The 21,409-nt window shown below is 40.5% G+C and carries 19 protein-coding genes; 2 read left to right on the forward strand and 17 right to left on the reverse strand.

Annotation, left to right across the window (positions count from 1 at the left end):
- Nucleotides 1–36: 36 nt before the first annotated feature.
- The 5 genes from EV146_RS08770 to EV146_RS08790 form a co-directional block, all read right to left on the reverse strand.
- Nucleotides 37–645, reverse strand: coding sequence for a flavin reductase family protein (locus EV146_RS08770; RefSeq protein WP_132004733.1), 609 nt, complete (start codon nucleotides 643–645; stop codon nucleotides 37–39).
- A gap of 22 nt (nucleotides 646–667) precedes the next feature.
- On the reverse strand, nucleotides 668–1,603 hold the full coding sequence (locus EV146_RS08775) for a ring-cleaving dioxygenase (protein ID WP_132004736.1): 936 nt from the start codon (nucleotides 1,601–1,603) through the stop codon (nucleotides 668–670).
- A gap of 233 nt (nucleotides 1,604–1,836) precedes the next feature.
- Nucleotides 1,837–2,430 carry an NADPH-dependent FMN reductase gene (locus EV146_RS08780; protein ID WP_181215964.1) on the reverse strand — a complete coding sequence of 198 codons (594 nt, stop codon included), beginning with the start codon at nucleotides 2,428–2,430 and terminating at the stop codon, nucleotides 1,837–1,839.
- Nucleotides 2,431–2,567: 137 nt separating this feature from the next.
- Complete coding sequence (locus EV146_RS08785) at nucleotides 2,568–3,002, reverse strand: MarR family winged helix-turn-helix transcriptional regulator (RefSeq protein ID WP_132004742.1); 435 nt, start codon at nucleotides 3,000–3,002, stop codon at nucleotides 2,568–2,570.
- A gap of 78 nt (nucleotides 3,003–3,080) precedes the next feature.
- The gene (locus EV146_RS08790; RefSeq protein WP_132004745.1) at nucleotides 3,081–3,608 is read right to left on the reverse strand and encodes a YceI family protein; all 528 of its coding nucleotides are present in this window, start codon (nucleotides 3,606–3,608) and stop codon (nucleotides 3,081–3,083) included.
- Nucleotides 3,609–3,897: 289 nt separating this feature from the next.
- Between EV146_RS08790 and EV146_RS08795 the strand changes: the two genes are divergently transcribed.
- Nucleotides 3,898–4,590 carry a DUF4825 domain-containing protein gene (locus tag EV146_RS08795; RefSeq protein ID WP_338419210.1) on the forward strand — a complete coding sequence of 231 codons (693 nt, stop codon included), beginning with the start codon at nucleotides 3,898–3,900 and terminating at the stop codon, nucleotides 4,588–4,590.
- A 133-nt stretch (nucleotides 4,591–4,723) separates the two neighbouring features.
- Here EV146_RS08795 and EV146_RS08800 read toward each other — a convergent pair whose 3' ends face one another.
- The 11 genes from EV146_RS08800 to EV146_RS08850 form a co-directional block, all read right to left on the reverse strand.
- Nucleotides 4,724–7,648: a fibronectin type III domain-containing protein gene (locus tag EV146_RS08800; protein ID WP_158287053.1), complete on the reverse strand. Its 2,925-nt coding sequence runs from the start codon at nucleotides 7,646–7,648 to the stop codon at nucleotides 4,724–4,726.
- Nucleotides 7,649–7,980: 332 nt separating this feature from the next.
- Complete coding sequence (locus tag EV146_RS08805) at nucleotides 7,981–8,328, reverse strand: hypothetical protein (RefSeq protein ID WP_132004751.1); 348 nt, start codon at nucleotides 8,326–8,328, stop codon at nucleotides 7,981–7,983.
- The gene (locus EV146_RS08810) at nucleotides 8,274–9,131 is read right to left on the reverse strand and encodes a hypothetical protein (RefSeq protein WP_132004754.1); all 858 of its coding nucleotides are present in this window, start codon (nucleotides 9,129–9,131) and stop codon (nucleotides 8,274–8,276) included. Before EV146_RS08810 ends, EV146_RS08805 begins: the two co-directional genes overlap by 55 nt.
- A gap of 93 nt (nucleotides 9,132–9,224) precedes the next feature.
- Nucleotides 9,225–9,806 carry a hypothetical protein gene (locus EV146_RS08815; protein WP_132004757.1) on the reverse strand — a complete coding sequence of 194 codons (582 nt, stop codon included), beginning with the start codon at nucleotides 9,804–9,806 and terminating at the stop codon, nucleotides 9,225–9,227.
- Complete coding sequence (locus EV146_RS27525) at nucleotides 9,790–10,563, reverse strand: hypothetical protein (RefSeq protein WP_181215963.1); 774 nt, start codon at nucleotides 10,561–10,563, stop codon at nucleotides 9,790–9,792. The genes EV146_RS08815 and EV146_RS27525 overlap by 17 nt, the downstream gene beginning before the upstream one ends.
- A 250-nt stretch (nucleotides 10,564–10,813) precedes the next feature.
- Nucleotides 10,814–13,282, reverse strand: coding sequence for a restriction endonuclease-like protein (locus EV146_RS08825; RefSeq protein ID WP_132004760.1), 2,469 nt, complete (start codon nucleotides 13,280–13,282; stop codon nucleotides 10,814–10,816).
- Entirely contained in the window at nucleotides 13,254–15,830 is a 2,577-nt protein-coding gene (locus tag EV146_RS08830; protein WP_132004763.1) for an MrcB family domain-containing protein, read from the reverse strand. The genes EV146_RS08825 and EV146_RS08830 overlap by 29 nt, the downstream gene beginning before the upstream one ends.
- A gap of 578 nt (nucleotides 15,831–16,408) precedes the next feature.
- On the reverse strand, nucleotides 16,409–16,951 hold the full coding sequence (locus EV146_RS08835) for a competence protein ComK (protein WP_132004766.1): 543 nt from the start codon (nucleotides 16,949–16,951) through the stop codon (nucleotides 16,409–16,411).
- Nucleotides 16,952–17,766: 815 nt separating this feature from the next.
- Nucleotides 17,767–18,135: an MmcQ/YjbR family DNA-binding protein gene (locus tag EV146_RS08840; RefSeq protein ID WP_373566091.1), complete on the reverse strand. Its 369-nt coding sequence runs from the start codon at nucleotides 18,133–18,135 to the stop codon at nucleotides 17,767–17,769.
- Nucleotides 18,132–18,527, reverse strand: coding sequence for a VOC family protein (locus tag EV146_RS08845; RefSeq protein ID WP_132004769.1), 396 nt, complete (start codon nucleotides 18,525–18,527; stop codon nucleotides 18,132–18,134). Before EV146_RS08845 ends, EV146_RS08840 begins: the two co-directional genes overlap by 4 nt.
- A 148-nt stretch (nucleotides 18,528–18,675) precedes the next feature.
- Nucleotides 18,676–19,137 carry an SRPBCC family protein gene (locus EV146_RS08850; RefSeq protein WP_422392475.1) on the reverse strand — a complete coding sequence of 154 codons (462 nt, stop codon included), beginning with the start codon at nucleotides 19,135–19,137 and terminating at the stop codon, nucleotides 18,676–18,678.
- Nucleotides 19,138–19,365: 228 nt separating this feature from the next.
- On the opposite strand from EV146_RS08850, the gene EV146_RS08855 reads away from it, so the two are divergent.
- On the forward strand, nucleotides 19,366–19,737 hold the full coding sequence (locus tag EV146_RS08855; protein ID WP_132004775.1) for a VOC family protein: 372 nt from the start codon (nucleotides 19,366–19,368) through the stop codon (nucleotides 19,735–19,737).
- A gap of 86 nt (nucleotides 19,738–19,823) precedes the next feature.
- On the opposite strand, the gene melA is transcribed toward EV146_RS08855, so the two are convergent.
- The gene (gene melA / locus EV146_RS08860; RefSeq protein ID WP_132004778.1) at nucleotides 19,824–21,329 is read right to left on the reverse strand and encodes an alpha-glucosidase/alpha-galactosidase; all 1,506 of its coding nucleotides are present in this window, start codon (nucleotides 21,327–21,329) and stop codon (nucleotides 19,824–19,826) included.
- Nucleotides 21,330–21,409: the final 80 nt, after the last annotated feature.

The following is a 21,409-nucleotide window of genomic DNA, read 5'->3' on the forward strand; positions in this document are numbered from 1 at the left end:
GCAGGTGTTTTTTGTGTTCACAGTGCAACTTTATCCCTACTCCGGCCTTTCCACCGCAAAAATCTCGCCGACCTTGGCATAGTTAATGCCAGCGAGCCTGCTTACAGCTCCAAGGCCCCTTGGATCGATTCTTCCATTTTCATAAATGTCACTTTTAATATGAAATTGAACCACTTTTCCTATAATAAAATCACAGCCGGGAGCCTCTTGGCCGCCTAGTTCAAGGGCCTGCTCTAACACACATTCCAGTCGGATTTTTGCTTCCGCAACTCCGGGCACAGAAACCTTAACGCTTTTTACTGGAGTTAATTTCGCTAACTCGATTTCACTTTGGTCAGGAGGAAGAGATGCAGCTGTTTCATTGATCTGTTCGACATTGTCTTCATCTACAATATGGACGACAAACTCCTTGCCTCTTATAATGTTTCTCGCCGTATCCTTCTGTTTTCCCTTCGCCCGTTGAATGGACAGGGAAATCATCGGCGGATTGGAAGACACGATATTAAAATAACTGAATGGAGCCCCGTTCAGGACACCCTCTTCAGAAAGAGAGGTGACGAAAGCAATTGGCCTCGGGATAATGCTTCCGATTAAAAATTTATAGTTTTCTCTTTCTGTAAGCTGAGATGGATCGATTGTTTGCAAAGATATCATTCCTTCCGTTCGCTTAGTCCAATTCCCTTACCTCAAAAGGCAGTAGGCTGCGCTCAAGCTGTTCTCTGTGAGGTTCATACTGGGCAGGCAGCATTAAATTCTCTCCCATCGTATCATGGGTTTCATCATGCGCAAATCCAGGAGGATCGGTGGCAATTTCGAACAGGATTTCGCCATGTTCCCTAAAGTATATCGCATTGAAATAGTTTCGGTCCCGGACAGGTGTGACGCCATAGCCATTCTTTCCTATGTGCCGCTGCCATTCCAGCTGATCCTGGTCATCCACAGCCCGCCATGCAATATGATGGACCGTTCCTACCCCCATCTCCCCTCGCCCAATGGACGTCAATTTGAGGTCGATGATATTGCCAATATCAGCAGAAGAACGAAACCGGGTAAAGTCCCCTTCTGTGCCTATTTGTTCAAGCCCCATAACGTTTTCCAGCAGTTCAGCTGTTTTAGTGGGCTGTGTTGATAAAAGAGTCGCTCCGCCAAACCCCTTGATGGCTACTTCAGGCGTAATTTCGCCGAAGGTCCATGCATTGGCTTCTCCTTCTTCTCTTTCAACGATTTCAAGATGAAGGCCATGTGGATCATCAAATTCCAGATACTGCTCGCCAAACCGTTCCATTTTCGTGAAAGGAATCTTGAACGTTTCCAGTCGTTTTTCCCAGAAAGAAAATGCCCCCTTTGGAACCACAAAAGAGGTGACACCAACCTGGCCATCGCCAATCCCTCCTTGAGGGGCACCTGCCCATGGAAAGAACGTAATGATGGTTCCCGGTTTCCCTCCTTCATTCCCAAAATATAGGTGATATGTCCCCGGATCGTCAAAGTTAACTGTTTTTTTCACCAGACGTAGTCCCAGTACCCCTGCATAAAAATCAACATTTTCCTGCGGATGCCCCACAATCGCGGTAATATGGTGAATTCCCATTGTTTTTTTCATTTTTCTGCTCCTTTTCTTTTATTCCTTTATCTATACCCTAAGTCAAATCCATTGGTTTAACTAAAAATACTGGCGATGACTCATCCTGTCTTATCTTTGCCCATGCAAGATCATTCTGCTCATATAACTTCTGAGCGCATCCTTCAATCCATTTGATAACGATTCGCTCAACCTTCATATTGGTTTAGAGGGCCAGCATGACAAATGGACATGCTGGCATTTAATTTTAGCCATTACCGAATCGTGAACAATCCTTTTGACCAAAGAATCACTTGATCCAGCATTTGATTCACTGAATCCTCTTGTACGGATTTTGGCTTGAACTCCGTGCCGTTTTCGAAATCAGTGAAAAGTGATAATGCTGGATGAACACGAACATCCGCCACTGACAATTCCCCTAAAATACCCCGTAAATGTTCCGCCGCACGGGCACCGCCTACTGAACCATAAGAGACGATTCCGGCTGCTTTGTTGTTCCACTCTTCACGGAGATAGTCCAATGCATTTTTAAGGGCAGCTGTTATCGAGTGATTGTATTCCTGAACAATAAAAACAAATCCGTCTTGAGCTGCGATGATTTCAGACCATTGAGCTGCTCCTGAAGTGTCTCCGCCTGCCTCCCCAAGGATCGGCAGCTTGTAATCAGCGATGTCGATCACTGTGTAGTTTGCATCCCCGCGCTTGTCGGCCAATTCTTTAACCCACGCGCCAACCTGTGGACTTACGCGCCCCTCACGTGTTGAACCTAAAATAATCCCAATGTTTAATTTTGCCATTGTTTTCTCCTCCTCCTGCTTTGTTCCAAAAAATTTAGTTAAAAAACCCATTTTTTCGTTCACCTGCCAACTATTTTTTTTACATTCTCATTGTCTTCGGTACAGTTTCCATGGCCGCCTATTTCTAAATTTTTGTCATATGTGCCACACCACCCAACTATCTCGAATTCAAGATATCTGATAAAAAATTAAAGGCTTTTCGCCCTGTATCCAATTCGTTTTAATAAAGAAATGGTGTCACGGACCTCATCGGCATCTAACTCATCAAAGATTTCTCCAATTTTCTGTTCATGCTGCGGGAAAATCTCATCCATTAATGCTTTTCCTTCGCTTGTCAGCACGGCATAGGTGACCCGGCGGTCCTCCGGGCACCCCCGGCGTTTTACATAGTGTTTTTGTTCGAGCTTATCAACTACATAGGTGATGCTGCCGCTTGAGAGAAGAACCTTCTTCCCAATGCTTTGGATAGGCTGATCCCCCTTATGGTACAACAGCTCTAAAACAGCAAATTCCGTTGGGTTCAACCCATGACTGGCGATATCTTTTCGAATCACTTCCTGAATAGCCTGTGAGGCGCGAATGATGACGGTCAATGCTTTTAGCTCATCTTTTGCTGGTTCCATTCTTATGTCCCCTTGTTCATAGGCTAATGATGCTGAACAGAGCTGTTCATTCGATTCAGCATCATTTCTAAAATGAACTTATGCAGCTGGATTGACTTCCAATTCCACTTTAATCTTGATGTCTTTCCCTACTAGAACGCCGCCTGTTTCCAGTGCTGCATTCCAGGTAAGACCAAATTCTTCACGGTTGATTTTAGCTTCCGCTTCAAACCCGTAAACTTCTACACCCCATGGGTTGGTCCCTTTGCCGCCGAATTCCACATCAAAGGTTACTGGTTTTGTTACACCCTTGATTGTTAAATCGCCGGTTACCTTGTAGTCATCCCCGTCTTTTGTAATGCTTGTGGATGTAAAATCAATGGATGGCTGGTTTTCTGCATCAAAGAAGTCCGCTGATTTTAAGTGATTGTCACGATCTTCATTGCGTGTGTGAATGCTTGCTACGTCAATTTTAAAAGCGATGCTAGCCGTTGTCAGATCGGTTAGATCCTCTGCCACAACGTCTGCTGTGTAAGATTCAAATGAACCTTTTACTTTTGATACCATCATGTGTTTTACTTCAAATCCAATTGTTGAATGTGATTGATCTACTGCCCACTTAGTCATTTTAAAAATTCCCCCAGTTTGTTTTGTTTTTATCTCGAATTCGAGATATTGATTTAAAAAAATATCGAACTCCGTAAATTATCTTGAATTCGAATATCTTTAACTTGAGATAAATTTATCATGTTTCATTTGGTCTGTCAACACTTTTTCTCCTTATTTTTTTATTTGAGCCAGCAGCATGATTAAAACCGAAAGCCAATAATTATCCTCCATTTATGGTCCATTCGATTATATGCGTTATCTCGAATCCCCTCTAAAACAATCGCGTTAATGAAATCTCTGTATGTTTATGCTGGGTGTAAAGGAATGGCGTAAACAAACTCCGCCATTTGAAGATCTGGTTCTTTTCCTGGTTAAAAAGGATAGCAGGGATGATTCTGCAGAGAAAGATGTTTATGACCTTTGTTTGAAACTTCTCATCCCATTAGAACGTACTTATATGATACTGCTGTTCCCTACCATCGTTTATTGCTATTTTGTAGATTATTCCAGAAAAGGAGGAATGCAAGTGAGAAAGATAATAAAATTAATGTTCTTTTCGATAACGGTCATGCTTTTACTAAATGGTTGTAATTCAAATTCGGCAAATGAAGATCTTTTCCAATTTAAAAATTCTTTTGTTGGGGATAACAGTGCAGTCGTAAATATCACGAATCAGCTCCACAGCAGTGAACATTTAGACGAAATTGAACTAAAAACAAAAGAGAAACCCTACGGAATCACCCTGAACTATGATATGGAAAAATCTCAACAAGAGTACAAAGATACAGCGATTTACAATGCTACATACATATTAGCATTGGTGCAGAATGCGGACTGGATCACGTTTCAGTTTGGAAACCAAGAATATAAAGTAACGAAAGAAAATTTACAGTCTTGGTATGGAACAGATTTAAGTGAACTCACTACTGAAGAGGAATTAGAGAGTTTCATACAAGAACAATTAGAAGATGAAAGTAAAGTCAATCAGTTTTTCAGCTGACTGATGCGTTAGCTTAATAGGAAAACCACAAAAAGGACTGGATATGTCCTTTTTCTTTTATAAAACAGTCACACTATTATGTACAAAGCCTAAAAAAAGAATAGCCTGTTACAGCTATTCTCCAAATATTGTCCTACTTTTCCGCTTTTCCTGGAATGAGATGAACCGTCGAACTTGGCCCAAACCCGCTCCAGCGATAGCCTGAAACTTCTGCAAGTCCATTCGGGAGGACATCGGAAAGTCTTTCTCTTTTTGAATATTTGGTCCCCTTCCCTACAGCCTCTACTTTAAAGGTATATTTCTTGCCTTGTTTTAGGCCTGTTACGGTATAGTTCGTGTCTGCAGTTGTCATTTCTGCATTGATCGGTGTGAATTCAGCTCCCTCCGGATTAATCGGCTGCCCATTGACATACACACGGTATCCGATTACTTCCTGGTTGGTTGCATGGGCCTTGTTCCAGGAAAGGTGAACACTTGTCCCCTTATTTCCGATTTCCGCCTGCAAATCCCCAGCAAAGGCTGGAGCCCCGACTGGATACGGAACAGCTGTTGTAACTTCCAGAGAACCGTTGTACGGTGTTTTATTGCCGGCCCAATCAACTGCCTCTACTTTCACTTCATAGTTGGTGCCAGGCTTTAGGTTTCCAAGCGTGTATTTATTTGAAGTGGCGAAACCATGCAGCTCTCCATTTGCATAGACATTATATCCTGCGATCCCGACATCATCACTAGCGGCTTTCCAGGATACCGATGCCCAAGTGAATCCAGGGTAGACTACTTCCGCCTCTTTCCCGCTAAAGGTATCACTGGCAGAGATTTTCGTTGTCGACTCTGTGATATCTGTATTTTCCGGAAGAACTGGAGGCGTTACATCTTCTTGCCCATTCGTCTTTACGGTGATTTCCGGACCATTCACCGTCCGGTTCCCTGTTGCATCCACAGCTTCTACTTTAAAATTATATGTTTTAGCTGGAGACAAGCCGGTAACGGTATAGCTGGTTTTATTGGTTGTGGTGTAGTTTGTTCCCACTTTCTTTCCATCTTTGTACACCGTGTAACCAGAAACGCCCTTATTGTCGGTTGCCGCATTCCAGGTTAACGTCACACTCTTTCCGTCAGCCGAGGAAGTTGCCTGAAGAGCGGAGTTAGCTGGCCACTCCGGTTTAACTGCCGCATCTTCTGGAGCACCGGTTGTATTCTCAAATACAAGTCCAGTCGAGTTTTTAATTCTCCACGGATTACCGCCATTATCTTTCACGTTGGTAAAAGAAACATTGATAAACTTGAAGTCCTTGGCGTAATCCAGATTGGCGGAATAAACGTTATCAAATTTGACATCCTTGAAGGTAATATTTTCGTGATACACTTCGCCGACGTCGTTATTCCCCGAAACCAAAATGGATTGTTTCTTACTGCCGCCCTGATTGCGGACCGTCGTATTCTCAATGGTCATATCCTTAAATTGAGAAATTTCCTGTGCTGGCTCATATAGAATGGCCGCATTGGCATCCGTATAAGCAGAAGTGAAGACAAACGGACCATCCCCGTCAATGCCTTCTAACGCATTGTCTCGGAAAAGGATATTCCTTGCTCCGCCGCCCATCGGGGTATTCGTTTTACTTCGCAGGCCAACATCGGTTTTATACATAATGTTGTCTTCCACGACAAAATCCTGGATCCAGCTGCCTGTATGGCTGCCTGTCACCACACCGCCATGGCCTTCACGAATATAGTTATTGAAGATCCAGGCTTCACCGGTAGGTTCTTTTTCGGCAGCAGCCTGCCCCATGCCGGCCGCAAAGTTAATCGCATCATCACCGGTGTCAACAAAGTTATTGAAGACCATGATGTTTTGCGAATCACCGAACTCATAGCCATCCGCATTATTGGCATCATAGGTTTTGGAAATCGTTCCGTTTACGACGATGTTTTTACTATGAAGGTTAACGATCCCGTGAAAAGCCGGATTCAGCTGGGTAATTCCTTCATAGTACATCCCGTCTACTCCGCGTACCGTAATCAGGCTGGAACGTGTGGAATAGGCCGATTTCTCATCCATCCCCAGCTCCTGGGCAGCATAGGACTGGCTGGCCGCCAGGATTCCAAGTGTGCTGTCTGATTCAAGATCAAGAGGACTCATCTTGCCATTTTCCACTTGAACATTGCCGGTTACTTTGGAGTTATTTCCTGCCGCCAATCGTGGAAGCTCATTGCCCAGCTCATCAATCGTCGGATGGCTTTTATCCTTCTTCCACCCGTTCCCGTCAATGATCCCATTCCCGACAATTCGAATATTCTTCAGACTGCCGTAATCATATGTATGGGCATTGATCAGGGAGTAGGAACGCTCATCAGTCGAATAATCATACAGCCAGAAATTCATGCTGTAGTCCTCCGCATCCGGTGAACCAAGCAAATACCCATCCACCTGCAGGGTCATATCCGATTTCAGCCATAATTCTCCAGAGACGAACTGCCCTTCAGGAATCAAAACCTTTGAACCAGGTGTCGCTGCATCAATCGCAGCCTGAATTGCCTTTGTATCCTTTGTTTCATCATCCGGGATGGCACCATAATCGACAATATTGAAAACCTCAGGCACAGCCGTTGTTTTCCCCTCGATTTTATTGGAAGGAGCTGACTCCACTCCAGCTTCATTAACGGAAGTCACGTAGAATTCATAGGACTTATTCGGCTTCAAATTTTCAACCATAAAATTGTGAATTAGAATGTCCGTATGAAAATCATCTTTATCAATATTTTCATAGAAATTATCGATATAAGCCTTAGTCGGCCCGCCGTTATCTTTTAAAGCAGAGCCCACTTTCTTCCCATTCATGTAGACATTAAAATCAACAATATCACTGTAATCCTCAGGCTTTTCCCAAACAAGGGTAATGCTGTCCTCGTCATAGGCAAGCTTCGGAATCTGCAGGTTTACTGGTGCTGCTGGCTGATTAGTAGAAGAGCTTTTCTTCGCAAGTGTTGAGGAGCCGAATTGACTAAAAATAAGCAAGATTACTAGAAAGACAGAGAGATTAAGCTTGGATCTCTGCAAGTTTGTTACCACCTTTCACTTTTATTATTGATGACTCGTGACACTACCCTCCTTTACCACAGACTTTATATAAACCTTTTCCCAAGCAAAAAAAGCAGCCTAAGGAAACGGTTTATTGCTATTTGTTATGCAAAAAGATGGTCCATTGCTTTCTAGATGGTTTTATTATAGTTGAAAACGTTTTCAAATTTAGGTAAAAATCTTTAGGGGTTTGTTTGATATTTTTATATGAAGGCTCTTTTACTAAAGGAAAGCTTGTTATGAAAATAAAAAGAGCAGGTTCCCTTAAAAAAGGGAAGCTGCCACGTGAAGCATTACTATTGTTAAAAGAATCATTCATTTAAGCTAGGAACAAAGGAATCGGAAATATGAGTTACGATTGGCTCGTACATTTCCTGTTTTTCAACTGGATAAGTGATAATAAAGGTATTGAAGGCACTATCTCCAAAAAAGAACTTTTTATAAACAATCTCATTGCCTTCTTTATACGAAAGAACATACCAATTATCCTTTATTTGTTGGTAGCTAATTTCCGCATTGATTGAAGAGAGATCTTCTTCGTAATAGGTTTCAATTGTTTCCCCTTCATTCACAACATTTGTGTGCCCACCATAAGCCGTAACATTTAATTCATTGTTATGAACTGTGATTCCATCTCCATTTGTCGGAGGTTCATCCATAACAAAATCACTCGGATATTCAAAGGTAAAACCAAACCGCTCGTTTGTATAGGTATTATAAAGTACTGGTTGTTCATGACCGAACGGTTTTGGTCACTAGTTTTTATAATCCATTGTTCATCCAAATTTAACTTAAAGTTTCCATCTGCATAATCAAAATATACCATAAAATTTTCATTATCATACTTAGCGTAGATTAAATGTCCGGTAGGTTCTTCATACAGATAAAACATACTGCTATCTTCAGAAATATACTGACGATCTGGATAAAGATTATAGAACTCCTTTTTGAAAAACCCTTCATTGGTTTGTAGATTCATATGAGTCACTTTATTGTTCGTAATGTATATATTGAGGTTATTATAAGATAGAACAGTATCAGAGGGATCCAACTCGGAGGAATCCTCCTTTTCTTCATCCGGATTACCCAACTTTTCAATAACTAAAGACTTTGGGTCTCCCAGGGTGACTCCCTGTATATAAAATTTCTGTTCAATATCTTCGAAGAGCTTTGGGTTATCGTTATTTTCTTTAGCAACTTTATTTAAATCTATTTCCTCACCATCGGATTGCTGTTGTTCATTTTGGTCTACTTCAACAACTTCACTATCTGCTTGACTTTTCTTCTCGATCGCTTCTGACTTATTCTCCTCCTCTTTACCTTTATCTTCTGATTCAACTGTTTCATTTGCCACTTGTTTTTCTTTTTCAATACTTTCTCTACCAACTGGGTTATTCTGACAAGCGGATAAGAAAAGGATCAATATTAGGGATAATAATAATTTCGGTTTGGTGTACATCATTTACCTCCACGTTTTCCAAGGTACCATTCTTGATGAATCTATTTAATGAACTTTGCCTAGTCTATAACTAAATAATCAACCTAGCAGTTACGTTTATTCTAATTCCCTGAATTCCTTAAAAATCTTACTTTTTATGGTTTCTGGCGACGATATTTCAATTAATGGAACTGTAATTGCTACTGCCTTTTTTAACCCCCAATATTTCTTGGATGACTTTTCAAAAGGTTCGCTTGTCCACTTTCCATTATCCTCTTTAATACAAAAATGATTATCCATTCTAAAAATATCCCCAAAGATCCAGTGATCAGAAACGGCAGGCATTCTGGTCCACTGGGTAAAATCATATGTAAGCTTGGCAAGTGTAACTTCAGGATAGTTATCTTCTCCAGTTAAATCGACTTCCACGCAAAATATTTCACTATCACTTAAGTCAGGTAAGTGTGGAACACTGGTATGATTTTGGATTTGGTAGAGTTTAATAAAGTTACTAGTCAGCCATCCATCGTAGGAAGAATCCGACTTCCATCTAAGGAATCTTGGGGTTAATGGTATAAACCCATCCTCAATAGAAAGGGCATCCATCTCAGTGAAAAGACTGTTTAAATTTTTATAGGTTTCTACTAATACATGTACTGCCGTTGAAATATTTTGTCCTTTTTCAATTTTTAAAGACATAAGTTTTCCTCCCGTCAACATCTTCCATTGCCCAGTTCCATTTGGTTTTAGGACTTTCTTCAAAACGATAACTTTCGTTAGGTTTTACAAGATTTTTTATTGACCGAAAACCATTGAACCTAATGAGTCCTTTATTCTCCAAAAACTGTTTTAAATCTGTAATGATCATCACTTGCCACTCTGGTAATAAGCTAAAATCGATGGATTTCAATTCCTCCAATATGTTTTCCCAAGATAAATATCCTAAAGAGACATTTGAAGTAATTGGTCGGTTTTTCATCACGTCCTCGATCTGATAAACGGTTTTAAATGGAGCAAGAAATATCAAGCACTTTAAATCTCCATGATTCAACCTATCTATTAATCTTGAGTAGCGTACCAATTGATTAATACTTTCTTCGGGGTCAATATCATCCAAGGTTTCTTTATCGTCGTCAGAAGATAGTCCACTTAAATATTTGACCTCTATCCCAATAGCAGCATGATCGACATAAAGAATTAAGTCAATCTCCCCTTCTTCGTACCTTGGCCAGAATTCAATTTGAATATCATTCTTTCTTTGTTTTGATAAAAGAAGTTCCCATTTAAGACTGATTGAAGCGTCACGAAATTGAACAGCGGACAAAACATTCTTTAAACCAACCTCAAATGGTAAATATCGAATCGTTCCAAAGAAACTCCCAGTTAAATGATCTTCGTACCGATCCGACAGATTACTGCCAGAGCGAGAGATTTTGTTATGTATATCAGCTATCATTTTTCCTCACACCTTAAATTAAATATTGTATGCCAGATCATTTGTATATAGAGGGATATTCAAGGCATTATTCTCAGTCATTTCCTTTTTTTCAGAACTATTATACCATTTCCAGATTACTTCAATATGTTATATAAGGAAAAAAGTTCTATAAAAGACAAGCCTTCTTAGTGAATAAATAAATAATTAATGTATGAATAAAAGCGCAAAAAAGAAGGCATCCCAGAATAGATTCTGTTCTACCTTCTGCCTACATCATCTTCATTAACACACGAAAAACACCAGCGGGATTTTTTTCTAAATCGTCGATAGAAAAGACGTTCGTTTCCCTGCGTTTTACAAATAAAATTTGGCGTTCAGTTTTGTTAAACTGAATAGTAATGTCCTTAATTTTATATTCTTTAACAAAAGAGACATCATCAAGTTTCACATTGTCTAACTCCATCTTAATTCGATCTGACACCCTGCGAAGCATCCTCCAAATAGTCATTTCTTCATTAGATTTCATATACAATTCAGGAAGTTCGGTTGCTTCTCTCAAAGTGTTGAGTGTAGTCATCATATAATTAGCAATCCCGTAATGTACAGGCTTAATGACATTCGGAGTGTTTCTCCAACCATCTACCTGAAACCTCATAAAGTCAACTCCGTTATTATTGACGGGCCATACTTCACAAATTTCACCATACATCAATACACCATTTTCTTCAGCGACTCCGCTCTTCACATACAGAGCTACATAACCAGCTTCCTGCCACCCTTTTTTGAGGACCTCAACTGGAATATGGTAAAACCCTTCCTGTATAAAAGAAACATAATCCTCCTGACTGGAAACTAGCCCAACAAGAACCTTGTCATCCAGACTGGATTGCCACTCTTCCATCGCCCCACGTGGTAAGATGCCTTCCCGCTGAATTTCCTCAGGGCTTTTATCTATAAGCCTTTCCACAAAGCGTTCCACTAGGGTTGTAGCATTAGGAAGAAACGGTAGTCCGCCAATATTAACTTTATTGATGCTCTTGTAAAAAGGATGCTCCTGATAAAGTATTTCATCATTCCAAGGAAACAAAACATACGCTCCAAAAGCGGTCCGCTCATAGGGACCGTTGTGCTCGACGACAATTGAATCTCGATAACGGTGCATGGTGTTAATGTCATCTTCCATCGGACCAGGTTGCTTGTACCGATTCCCATAAAAACTGCCATGTTGCGCATAGTCGATTCGATATTTAGCATCAAAAATATAATTGAAGTGATAGTCCGTGCCTTTTTTCTCAATACTAAGCATCGTATCTGGCTTCTGCGGGAGAGTGGGAAGATTCCCTTCGTACTTTTGATAGGTAAGAATAATCTCCTCATTCGTGACTGGATGCCGAAACTTCCTCGTGGCCATTTTGTTCGCTTCCAGATTCACATAAAGACCATCTCGATTAACTTGGACGATATCCTGGCTCACCAGCTTATACTTTCGATTTAAAATCTGCCCAAGCTTAAGGAAGGTCCAGTATTCATACAGAGTTGCAACATCTTTCACCGACATTTGATAAAGCTTCCCCTGAAGCATTAGCCCCTTAAAAACAGTTAAGTAGATTTGAAAATCGTCCCGGTAGCCTGGAGCCATTTGCAGCACCAGACTCATGACAGATCGATCTAATTTGCCGATCGACTTCCAAAAAGAACTTTTCAATCTGTTTTGGATTTTCTTGATCATGTCTTCAATTTTATTAATCAATTCATAATCCGGTTCATCCCGAAACCTTCTACTCTGGTTGACGATGGCTTTCAACAAATCCTCTAGCCTGTGTATTAGCCTCTCCATCATCCACTTTACATACCGGTTCTCAACTGTATCGTAAGTGAGCTCCTTTTTTATCCTTAGCCCCTCGGTTGGCATAACACTTCGCCCTTTAACCTCTATCCCCTTGTCTACTTCTACAAATGAGCCCGAACGTTTCCTTAAATAACTTCGGCTCTTAGAGTCAATTTTCCGCAGCTGATCTCCCCTAGCCTTTTCATGGATCGTTTCCAGCTTATGATGAGGTTGACGCTCAATCCGCTCGATTGCCTGTAAAAACTGTTGAAAATGCTTACTGATCAAACGGTAAAATTCCGCCCTTGAGGGGTTTCCTTCTAACTTCAGCCTCGCCCCTAAAAACGTCTTTCGAATAAAGTGAAACGCAAGATTATAAATCTCATCATTCACCTCTTCAAGGAGTTTTTGATAATCCTTTTTATAATCAAGCTTAGATGGATAGATCTCTAGGGAGACTGATAACAGAGTTTTATTCTCCGATTGTATTTCAAAGGTTGTAAACCCAACTTCATTTTGAAAAACCAAATTCCCCATCAGCATGGATTGCCTGCCAATTTTAGCGGTAGATACAGCTTGTCTAAGTATAGGGTGTTCATGGTAAAAGGAAAGCTCTCTTTCCTCCTTAGGGAGAACAATCAATTGATAGACTCCGTTCTCAAAGAAAACCGGCCGAACCTTTTCATCAAAAACGAGTTGCTGCTGGTTCACATCATAAACGAGAACTTCATGGATGTTTTCCCCTTGGACATCAAACTCCATTACATCATGGTAATCCATCGTACGATATTGCTTTAATCCTTCATAGCGCTCATGATAAGGCTTTCCTTTAATGATTAAAGATAGCTCTTCGGTTTCAATCTGTACGAGTTCAACATCCTTACGAGATCCAGAAGGAAGTAAAGCCATCGTCTCGTAACCTCCTGAGCATTTCCAATACTTTTGTCGCGCTATTACGGTATCTTGCTGTCTTGAGATCAGCTTCATATGAATCCTGATCTTCCTCGTATAGTTTACCAGTGAATTGCTGATAGAGTTGTCTTAATAATTGATCCACTCGAGAGTCACTTCCAGCGATCCGTGGTAATATCTTTTGTAAGATGCAATGGTCCATTGCCTCATCATCGTCCAGTAAACTTCCCTCTTCGTTATAGGCTAGGTAAAAGCAAATCTCATCACGAACACGATAGCCTACCTGGGCGTTGATCAACTCAAGTGATTTGTTGATTTTCACCAACTCTTCCGTAGTCCGTTCCACTAAAGCTTGATGGCTCTGATAAACATCCTTTAAATGTAGGTATTTAGAAGATAGCCGCTCATGCCCAATCGAGATCGATTCAACTTCTTCCTGCTCCTTTAAAAAATCAAGATTCCCCAAATCAACTCGGTTAAACTCAATGGTATTCGCCCTGTCCAGTACCTTTTTACTAAAAGGATGGGTCGTTTCATCCATGTTCACCGTTCCTATTATATAAAGGTTATTCGGCAGCTTAAGATCGATTCCAGCTGTTTCTCTTGATAACAAATTCGATGAAACCATCTCACCGTCTTTCCATTTGCGGCTCTCCATTACACTTAAAATATCGCTAAAATAATACTCTACCCGTGCAAGGTTCATTTCATCTAACAGAACAAAATAAGGCAAAGTAGGATTCTCTTTCGCTCTCTCAATGACCTTCGTTAGCGGCCCTTTCTTGAATTCCCCTTTAATATCCACATAACCAAGTAAATCAGAACCATCATTCCAATCAGGACGAATTGGAATTAAAGCAAACTGACCATTCTCCTCATTGGCCCCAACACTCTCCGCAAACCACTGAACCATCTTCGTTTTACCTGTTCCAGAAATACCTGAAAGGATCACAAATGGTTTTGTTTTGAGAGAGAGGAATAAGTTGATGACTTCTTCCTTCTCGTAATAAAAGCCTTTGCTCTCTATGTAGGCATAGATGTGGTCGATTAGATCTTTATAAGTAAGATATACAGTTTCCTTGTCCTTAACTACTGGGGGAGTTGGTGTTATCATCTCATATCCATTTTTCAAGGAAATAAAGTTTTCGTATATGTTAATCATCTCTTTTAAGTCTGCCACCAAAACATCCTCAGAAGGCATATTATCAGCAGCATAGGAAATATAAGCAGCCGTCGACATAGCATATTGTCTGGCCTTTGTACTGGTCCCAAGATGGATGTCATGGTCTATTCTAACTTTACTCGATTCTAAAATCGAATCCCGTATTTCCTCTTTTATACGGAGCATATCTTCCTTTGATGTCTCAGTAACACCTTGTGCAAGAGTGAGATAAACACTTTCCATATCTTCACTAAAAAGATAAACAATATAATACCCTCTCTGAGTAGAAATGGTAATTTTACGATTCATGATGGCAATCCAAGGAACCGATGCCCAGTTTCCTTGCCCAACAGAGCCAGTGACAACATATTCTGCTGAATCAATAAATGAGAGTTGGTAAAATCGCTGTGGAATATCATTTCGAACAAATGAGCCTAGGAGATGACCACCAAGGCTTTCTCTTTTAGCCCCAAGATACTCCTCCATTACTTTTAATAAACTATTTCTTATATTACTTGTCATGAGCTGCTCCTTTTTATCCAAGGTCTCGAAGAATGATTCTGTAGGATTCCCTTCAGCATCAATCAATCCCGTACTTTCCAACCACATGAAGAGATTGTGTGTTCTCTCCTTCGCAACAGATTCAACCATGAGATTATCACCTCTAGAATTACGAACAATTAGCATCCCTAATTCCTCTACAGCCAACTTCTTCTCTTTTTTTGGATAGTCTCGCAGTAAATCTAAACAAATAAGAGAAACTCTAAAATATCCTAGATTTAAAAGTATTCCCTTAATCAATTGATCTTTATTTGCCGCTTGTGTATATGTATCTAACAAAGGAGTGTTAATTTCATTGAATTCATCAATAAAACCAAGCAAGCGAGCATCTTGACGACTCCTCGACTTAACTCGATATTCATTGCCATTAAAATGCTCCTTTAAGTGTTTAGGATCATAAGTCCCTTTTATTACTTCATCCAAGAACAATTTTACATTTTGGTATTGGTCATTAGGTAATTCATCTGTCTTAAATTCCTTTAGATAAATTTTATTTGTTCTACCAGTGTTAGAAACCTCTACGAAAGGCAAACTTGAAAACAAAGCCATCAAGAAAGACGATCGTCCTCTTGTCTTTTTAAAATCATTTGCTTCCGCTTTACTTGCATTAATGAAGTCATACCAACCTTCAATGATAAATTTATGAGAGATAAATTCGAATGAGTTGTCTTTCTCTCCCCGTAAATATTTAGTTCTTGACGATTCGGTTTCTACATAAATCCCTTGTTCATCACGTCTAGTTATTTTATTTTCTTTTTTATTACTTAGTGTTTTAACCTGTTTTAATCTTTTAGAAAGTTCCAGTACAATCCTTTCTAACATTAATCTCAACGCCTTTACAATATATTCCTATACATTATAATAACAAAACAACTGGGCTCTATATATTACAAATATAAAAGGAGAGCAAATGCTCTCCTTTTTACAATAGTTATTGAGTTCTTTAATATGTAAATCATTCTTATTCCTTATCAATAGACTTTTGGCCTATTAGTAATTCAAAGGTGAAGCAGATTAAAAGGCACATAAAACTCAAGCGGTTTTGAAGTTAGAGGGAAACCATAATATGACGACACAACAATTTATTTATTTTGAAACATTCATATTGTTACCGACGATATCTGCAGATCCTCCCTTTAGGCGTCTACAGATTTTTAATTTGAATTAATGAAGAACTTCATAAACAACTATAGACGTAAATATTTGATACCGGTGGTCAGGATCGGATCTTTTCGTCGAATAAAATGCGCCTATGATCAAAAATCTATGAAAGTTAAAATAATATATTAAAAAGGGGGCTAACCTCTAGAATGTTATTAATTGTCTTTAGTTTTGTTAGACTTACATGCTTAATACATCTTCCTTATAGGTTCTACTAAAATTTGTATTAATCATTATGTTTAATTCTTTTTATCGAAGATAAGTTTCCCTGTTTCTTTACAAATCCCATATTGTTCACTGGCGACATATTTTAGGTTCCCTCCTGATAGGACTCTTTCAGTTAGGATCCTCCGTAAATCTCCCGCTTTTTGTTTTTTGCTGTTAAAAGAAGATTGCCTTGTTTTTAGCTTTAACGAGTTGCCATTTCTAAGCTCAACAATCGTATAACGTCCTTGAGAACGGGTATTTAGGACGTGTTCATGATTGAACCAGATACAATCATGGTGTACAGAAGACTTGTGGGGAAACAGGCAAATGTCCAAGTCCTGGCAGACCATAAAAGGACACAAATGGATATTCCCGAGGATTGACTTAGCCCCTTCTATCGCCCCCTTCAAATTATTCCCATAATAATTGGTACTTTCAATTAGAACTTTAATGGGCGGCAGATCAACAAGCAATGGCATATTTCCCTCTATAACTCTAGTACATAGTTTTCCATATTCATCAAACTCTCCTGTAACCAATTCGGTCTTCTGTTTAATAATATAATGTGTTAACATCAGTTCTTCACTCCTAATTCATTTATCTGCTATTTTCAATTTGAATAATTAGGAGTATACTAACATAGAGTTGGTATACTCCAACCTCTAAAAACCCATTGGGCAGGTCTTCCCGGACTTCATCCCTGTGGGTTTTTATTTTTGTTGCTGCCTAAAATCTTACCTCCCTTATTACATTTTCGTTATCCTTAAAATCAAATAATACAGTCAAACGCTTCCAAATACTTGTACTTAACAACACTGCTTTATTATATCTTGAGGTATTTTTCTTATAGAATAGCTTTTTGATGATAATTGTGAATTTTTGTCGAATTTATAGGTATATGAATCTACCGAAGTTAGTTTCAGTTGAAGCTTCATAGGTCTAAATGATTATTTAACAACAAAAAATGGCTTTGACAAAGCTTGTAAGGAAGCAAAAAAGTAATTTTGCGTAAATTCATTTTTAAATATCAGTAACTTTTATGAAACCAGAACAACCTTTCCTCGTTTAGACCTGGAAAAGACCGTTCCTTTTCCTTGTTTTGATAACTTATTCCCACCCTTAAGACTCATTGTGATTCTTGACTTAATTTAAGCAGCCTTGATTTGCGATTTACTTTAGACCTATTAGCTGCGCAACCTTTCTTTTGGCTTATAACATTTTAAACAATGGATAGCCTAACTCCTGAAAAAAATGCAGGTCCTTTTCAAATAGGAATATTGGCGTTGTTAGCAATTTTCCATCTCCATAAGAACTGCCTAGCGGAAAGTGCTAGCTTCATAGAATAAAAATGCGTAAAAAAAGAAAGGCAGACAACCGCCTTTCTTCACTTCTAATGCATATCCAGCCATTTCTTCACCAAGCGCTTCGGTGCCGCACGTAAATAGGCTTCCTGAATGAGGCTGGTTAATTCATCCCAATGTTCCTCCGTTGGCTGGTCAATCGAAACCCAACCGTGATGTCCTATATAGGGAGTTTTATAAAAATACTCTTTTTCCAGCAAGATCTCCTGTGTTTCTCTATCAGACTTGAATGACAGGCGTTTTTCTCCTGATATCACAAAGGATTTTCCATTGACTTTAAACGTGTTGTGACCGAAACCATCGACAATTTCAACAGCTTCCGGCAGTGCCAGACAGATCTTCCGCAGAATCTCAAGCATGCCTCCAGTTTCTTGTGTGCCAAAGTTGCTATTCACTATTTTGCATTCTCATCGGGCTGATGGATGCCAAAGGTATTGCCTTCCGTATCAATATAATAGCCTTGCCATGCCATACCTGGGAGAGCGTACTTCGGCAAAGCGACTTTTCCGCCAAGACTTAGAATCTTGGCTTCACTAGCATCGTAATCTTCCACTCCCATTGTGCATGCATAGCCATTTAAAGCCTGATTGGGTCCGGGAGGAGGACCTTGGCGCTGCATCAATGCTCCGTTAATGCCCATCTCACTCTCCTCGCCAGTCACTGCCCCGAAATAAGGCATCCCGGCATAGCCGCTCCAATCTTCAAAAGTCCAACCGAACACCTCTCCATAAAACTTCTTAGCCCGCTCCATATCATCTACATGAATTTCAAAATGAATTAATCTTCCCATGATAACCTCCTGCATTTTGTATGATTTTGAATTTATAACTCTATCAGTATGTATTCCTTCCCTGGTGCGGTTTCCTTTTCCATTATTGAAAGAACCATCGCGATTTATTCAATTGACCAGCACAGATATTCAAATTTGTCCTTTTCAATCACTTCTCTAAATGGGCTTTCAACGCATCTAAATCTTTTTCACAGGCTTTCTTAAAGGTTCCTGCCATCATTTTCCCGAACACTTTAGCCAGACCAGTAAGTCCATTGATCTCCCCATGCAGTGTAACTTCTGTTACGTCACCAGCCGTTCCAATCTTGTAAGTGAACAGAAATCCCCCTTTGCCGGTTGTGCCTTTCGTGCCATCACAGCGAAGCACGACGAGATCAGGTTCATGCAGCTGCACCACTTCGAAATGTTCAGTCGCCTCTTTTCCAAACATTTTTCTAGTTTCTCTCCACTCACTTCCCGTTCGCATCGGTCCTTGATCCAAGCGCTCCATTCGCACAAGTCCTTGCATCCAGTTCCGGGCAGAATCAAGGTCAAGCAAGCCTCTATATGTTTCTTCTTGTGTCGCGTCAAAGTCTTTTTTCACCTCAAACACAATTCCCAAATTGATCACCTCCTTTCAACTTGTTGTTGCCAAAGAACCAAACGTTTGTTCTAATTTAGTATATTCAACAGAGAAGACCTTTAATCCTCCTTCGTTCGCGAACTTTATTACAGTTCTGTTAAGAATCCCTCTTTATAAACACATCATGATAAACATTGATATACGTTCATCAGGTTGTCCATTTCCATTTACTCCCTTATACTGAATGTATCAACGATCTCTTTGGAGGGTAACCAAATGAAATTAGGTGCGTTTTCTGTCAGTTTAAGTGTGAAGGACATTCATGTATCAAAAGCATTTTACGAAAAGCTGGGATATAAAGTCCTGGGAGGCGACATTGCCCAAAATTGGCTGATCATGAAGAACGAAAACAGCATCATTGGATTATTTCAGGGAATGTTTGAAAAGAACATCCTGACTTTTAATCCTGGATGGAATGAAAATGCCGAAAATCTTGATTCTTTTACAGACGTGCGCGAACTTCAAAAACAGCTAAAGGAGCAAGGGATAAAAATTCTGTCGGAAGCAGATGAGTCAGGTGAAGGACCAGCTCATTTTACCATTGAAGATCCTGATGGCAATCCTATTCTCGTCGATCAGCACCGATAGATATCCTAAGTAATACTGATAGATTCCATCTTCCTTCATTAAATAAAAGAACTGCCCGGAAAACCGGGCAGTTCCATTGTTCTTGATTAATGCACCGCTGACGGCCGCTCAATCGCCTTATCCGATTCTCCGGCATTTTTCCTGGATGCTTCCTTGTTTTGCGCCATTTCTTCCACTGATTTTACTTTCAGGCGGGCAGCCCCTTTGTAATCCTTTGTCGGGATGAGGTTTCCGCTTGCCAGTCTTTCTTTCGCCCCAGCGATCGCTTCTGTATATTGCGGAAGCCACTGTTCCTGGGCGACGAGCATTTCGTCGACCAGCTGCCAGATTTCTTTCGGGTTGCAGACGGCACCAACCAGCGGATCCATCATCATCGCCTGCCGAAGCAGGAAGTCATCTCCTTTGATGGCCGCTTCGACGGCAAGCCTTTGGACGGTAATACTGACATTGCACACAGCCGCAGGTCCAAGCGGCAAATTACCGACATGCGGCATGGAGATCCCATTCCGGTCAACATAGCCTGGCGCTTCAATGACCGCGTCATCCGGCAGATTAGAGATGACTCCATTGTTCATGACGTTAAAATGGCCTCTGTACACACGCCCTGTTTCCAGCCCTTCAATGATATACGAGCCATGTTCCTCGCCGCGGTTTTCCTGTTTACATTCAATCGCCGGCTCCTTCAGCCAGTTTGGAAAATCCGTTTCAAACCAATTCCTTCCCTCGGTACATACGCGTAAATATCCGCCCGTTTCGCCATTGATCCAGGTGCCAAGGTCAATCCATTCATTGATTTCTTCTGGCCGCTTGCGGTACCAGGGAACATACTCGCTTAAATGACCGTTCGATTCGGTGCTGTAGTAGCCGAAGCGGCGTAGCATATCGATTCGTACCTTTTCAGTTTTGGAGAATTCCGGATGGTTTTCGAATGCTTCAAGCAGCTTGCCTGTCAGATCTTCGCCCTCATGCTTGATGGAGATATACCAGGTTTGGTGATTGATTCCGGCACAAATGATGTCGACTTCTTCCTTTTTCAGTCCAAAGGCTTCAGCAATTTGCCTGTGTCCGCCCTGCACTCCATGGCAGAGGCCGATGGTCCGGACACCGCCATATGTATTGCAGGCCCATGTCAGCATGGCCATTGGATTGGCGTAGTTTAACAGCAAGGCATCTTTTTCTGCCATTTCCCGGATATCTCTACAGATATTGAGCATTTCCGGAATTCCGCGCTGCCCGTACATGATGCCTCCGGCGCAAAGCGTATCGCCTACACACTGGTCAATGCCGTACTTCAACGGAATATCCACATCATGCTGGAAGGCTTCCAGGCCGCCAATCCGTACCACTGAAAATATGTATCTTGCATTTCGTAATGCTTCTCTGCGGTTTAAAGTCGCCTGAATCTTGATATCCAGCCCATTTTCGTCAATATCACGCTGGCAGAGCCTTGTGACCATATCTAGATTCTGGGAGTTAATATCCGTAAATGCTACTTCAATGTTTTTAAACTCCGGCACCGCCAGAAGATCCCTTAAAAGCCCCCTTGTAAATCCAATACTTCCTGCACCAATGAATGCAATTTTAAATGACATTTTCAGCTCCCCTTTACTAATTTATGAATCTACTCTAATAGTAACATTGAATTTTAGAAAGCGTTTACAACTTAATGACT

It is taken from the genome of Mesobacillus foraminis, from assembly GCF_004340465.1.
Classification (GTDB): Bacteria; Bacillota; Bacilli; order Bacillales; family Cytobacillaceae; genus Mesobacillus_B; species Mesobacillus_B foraminis.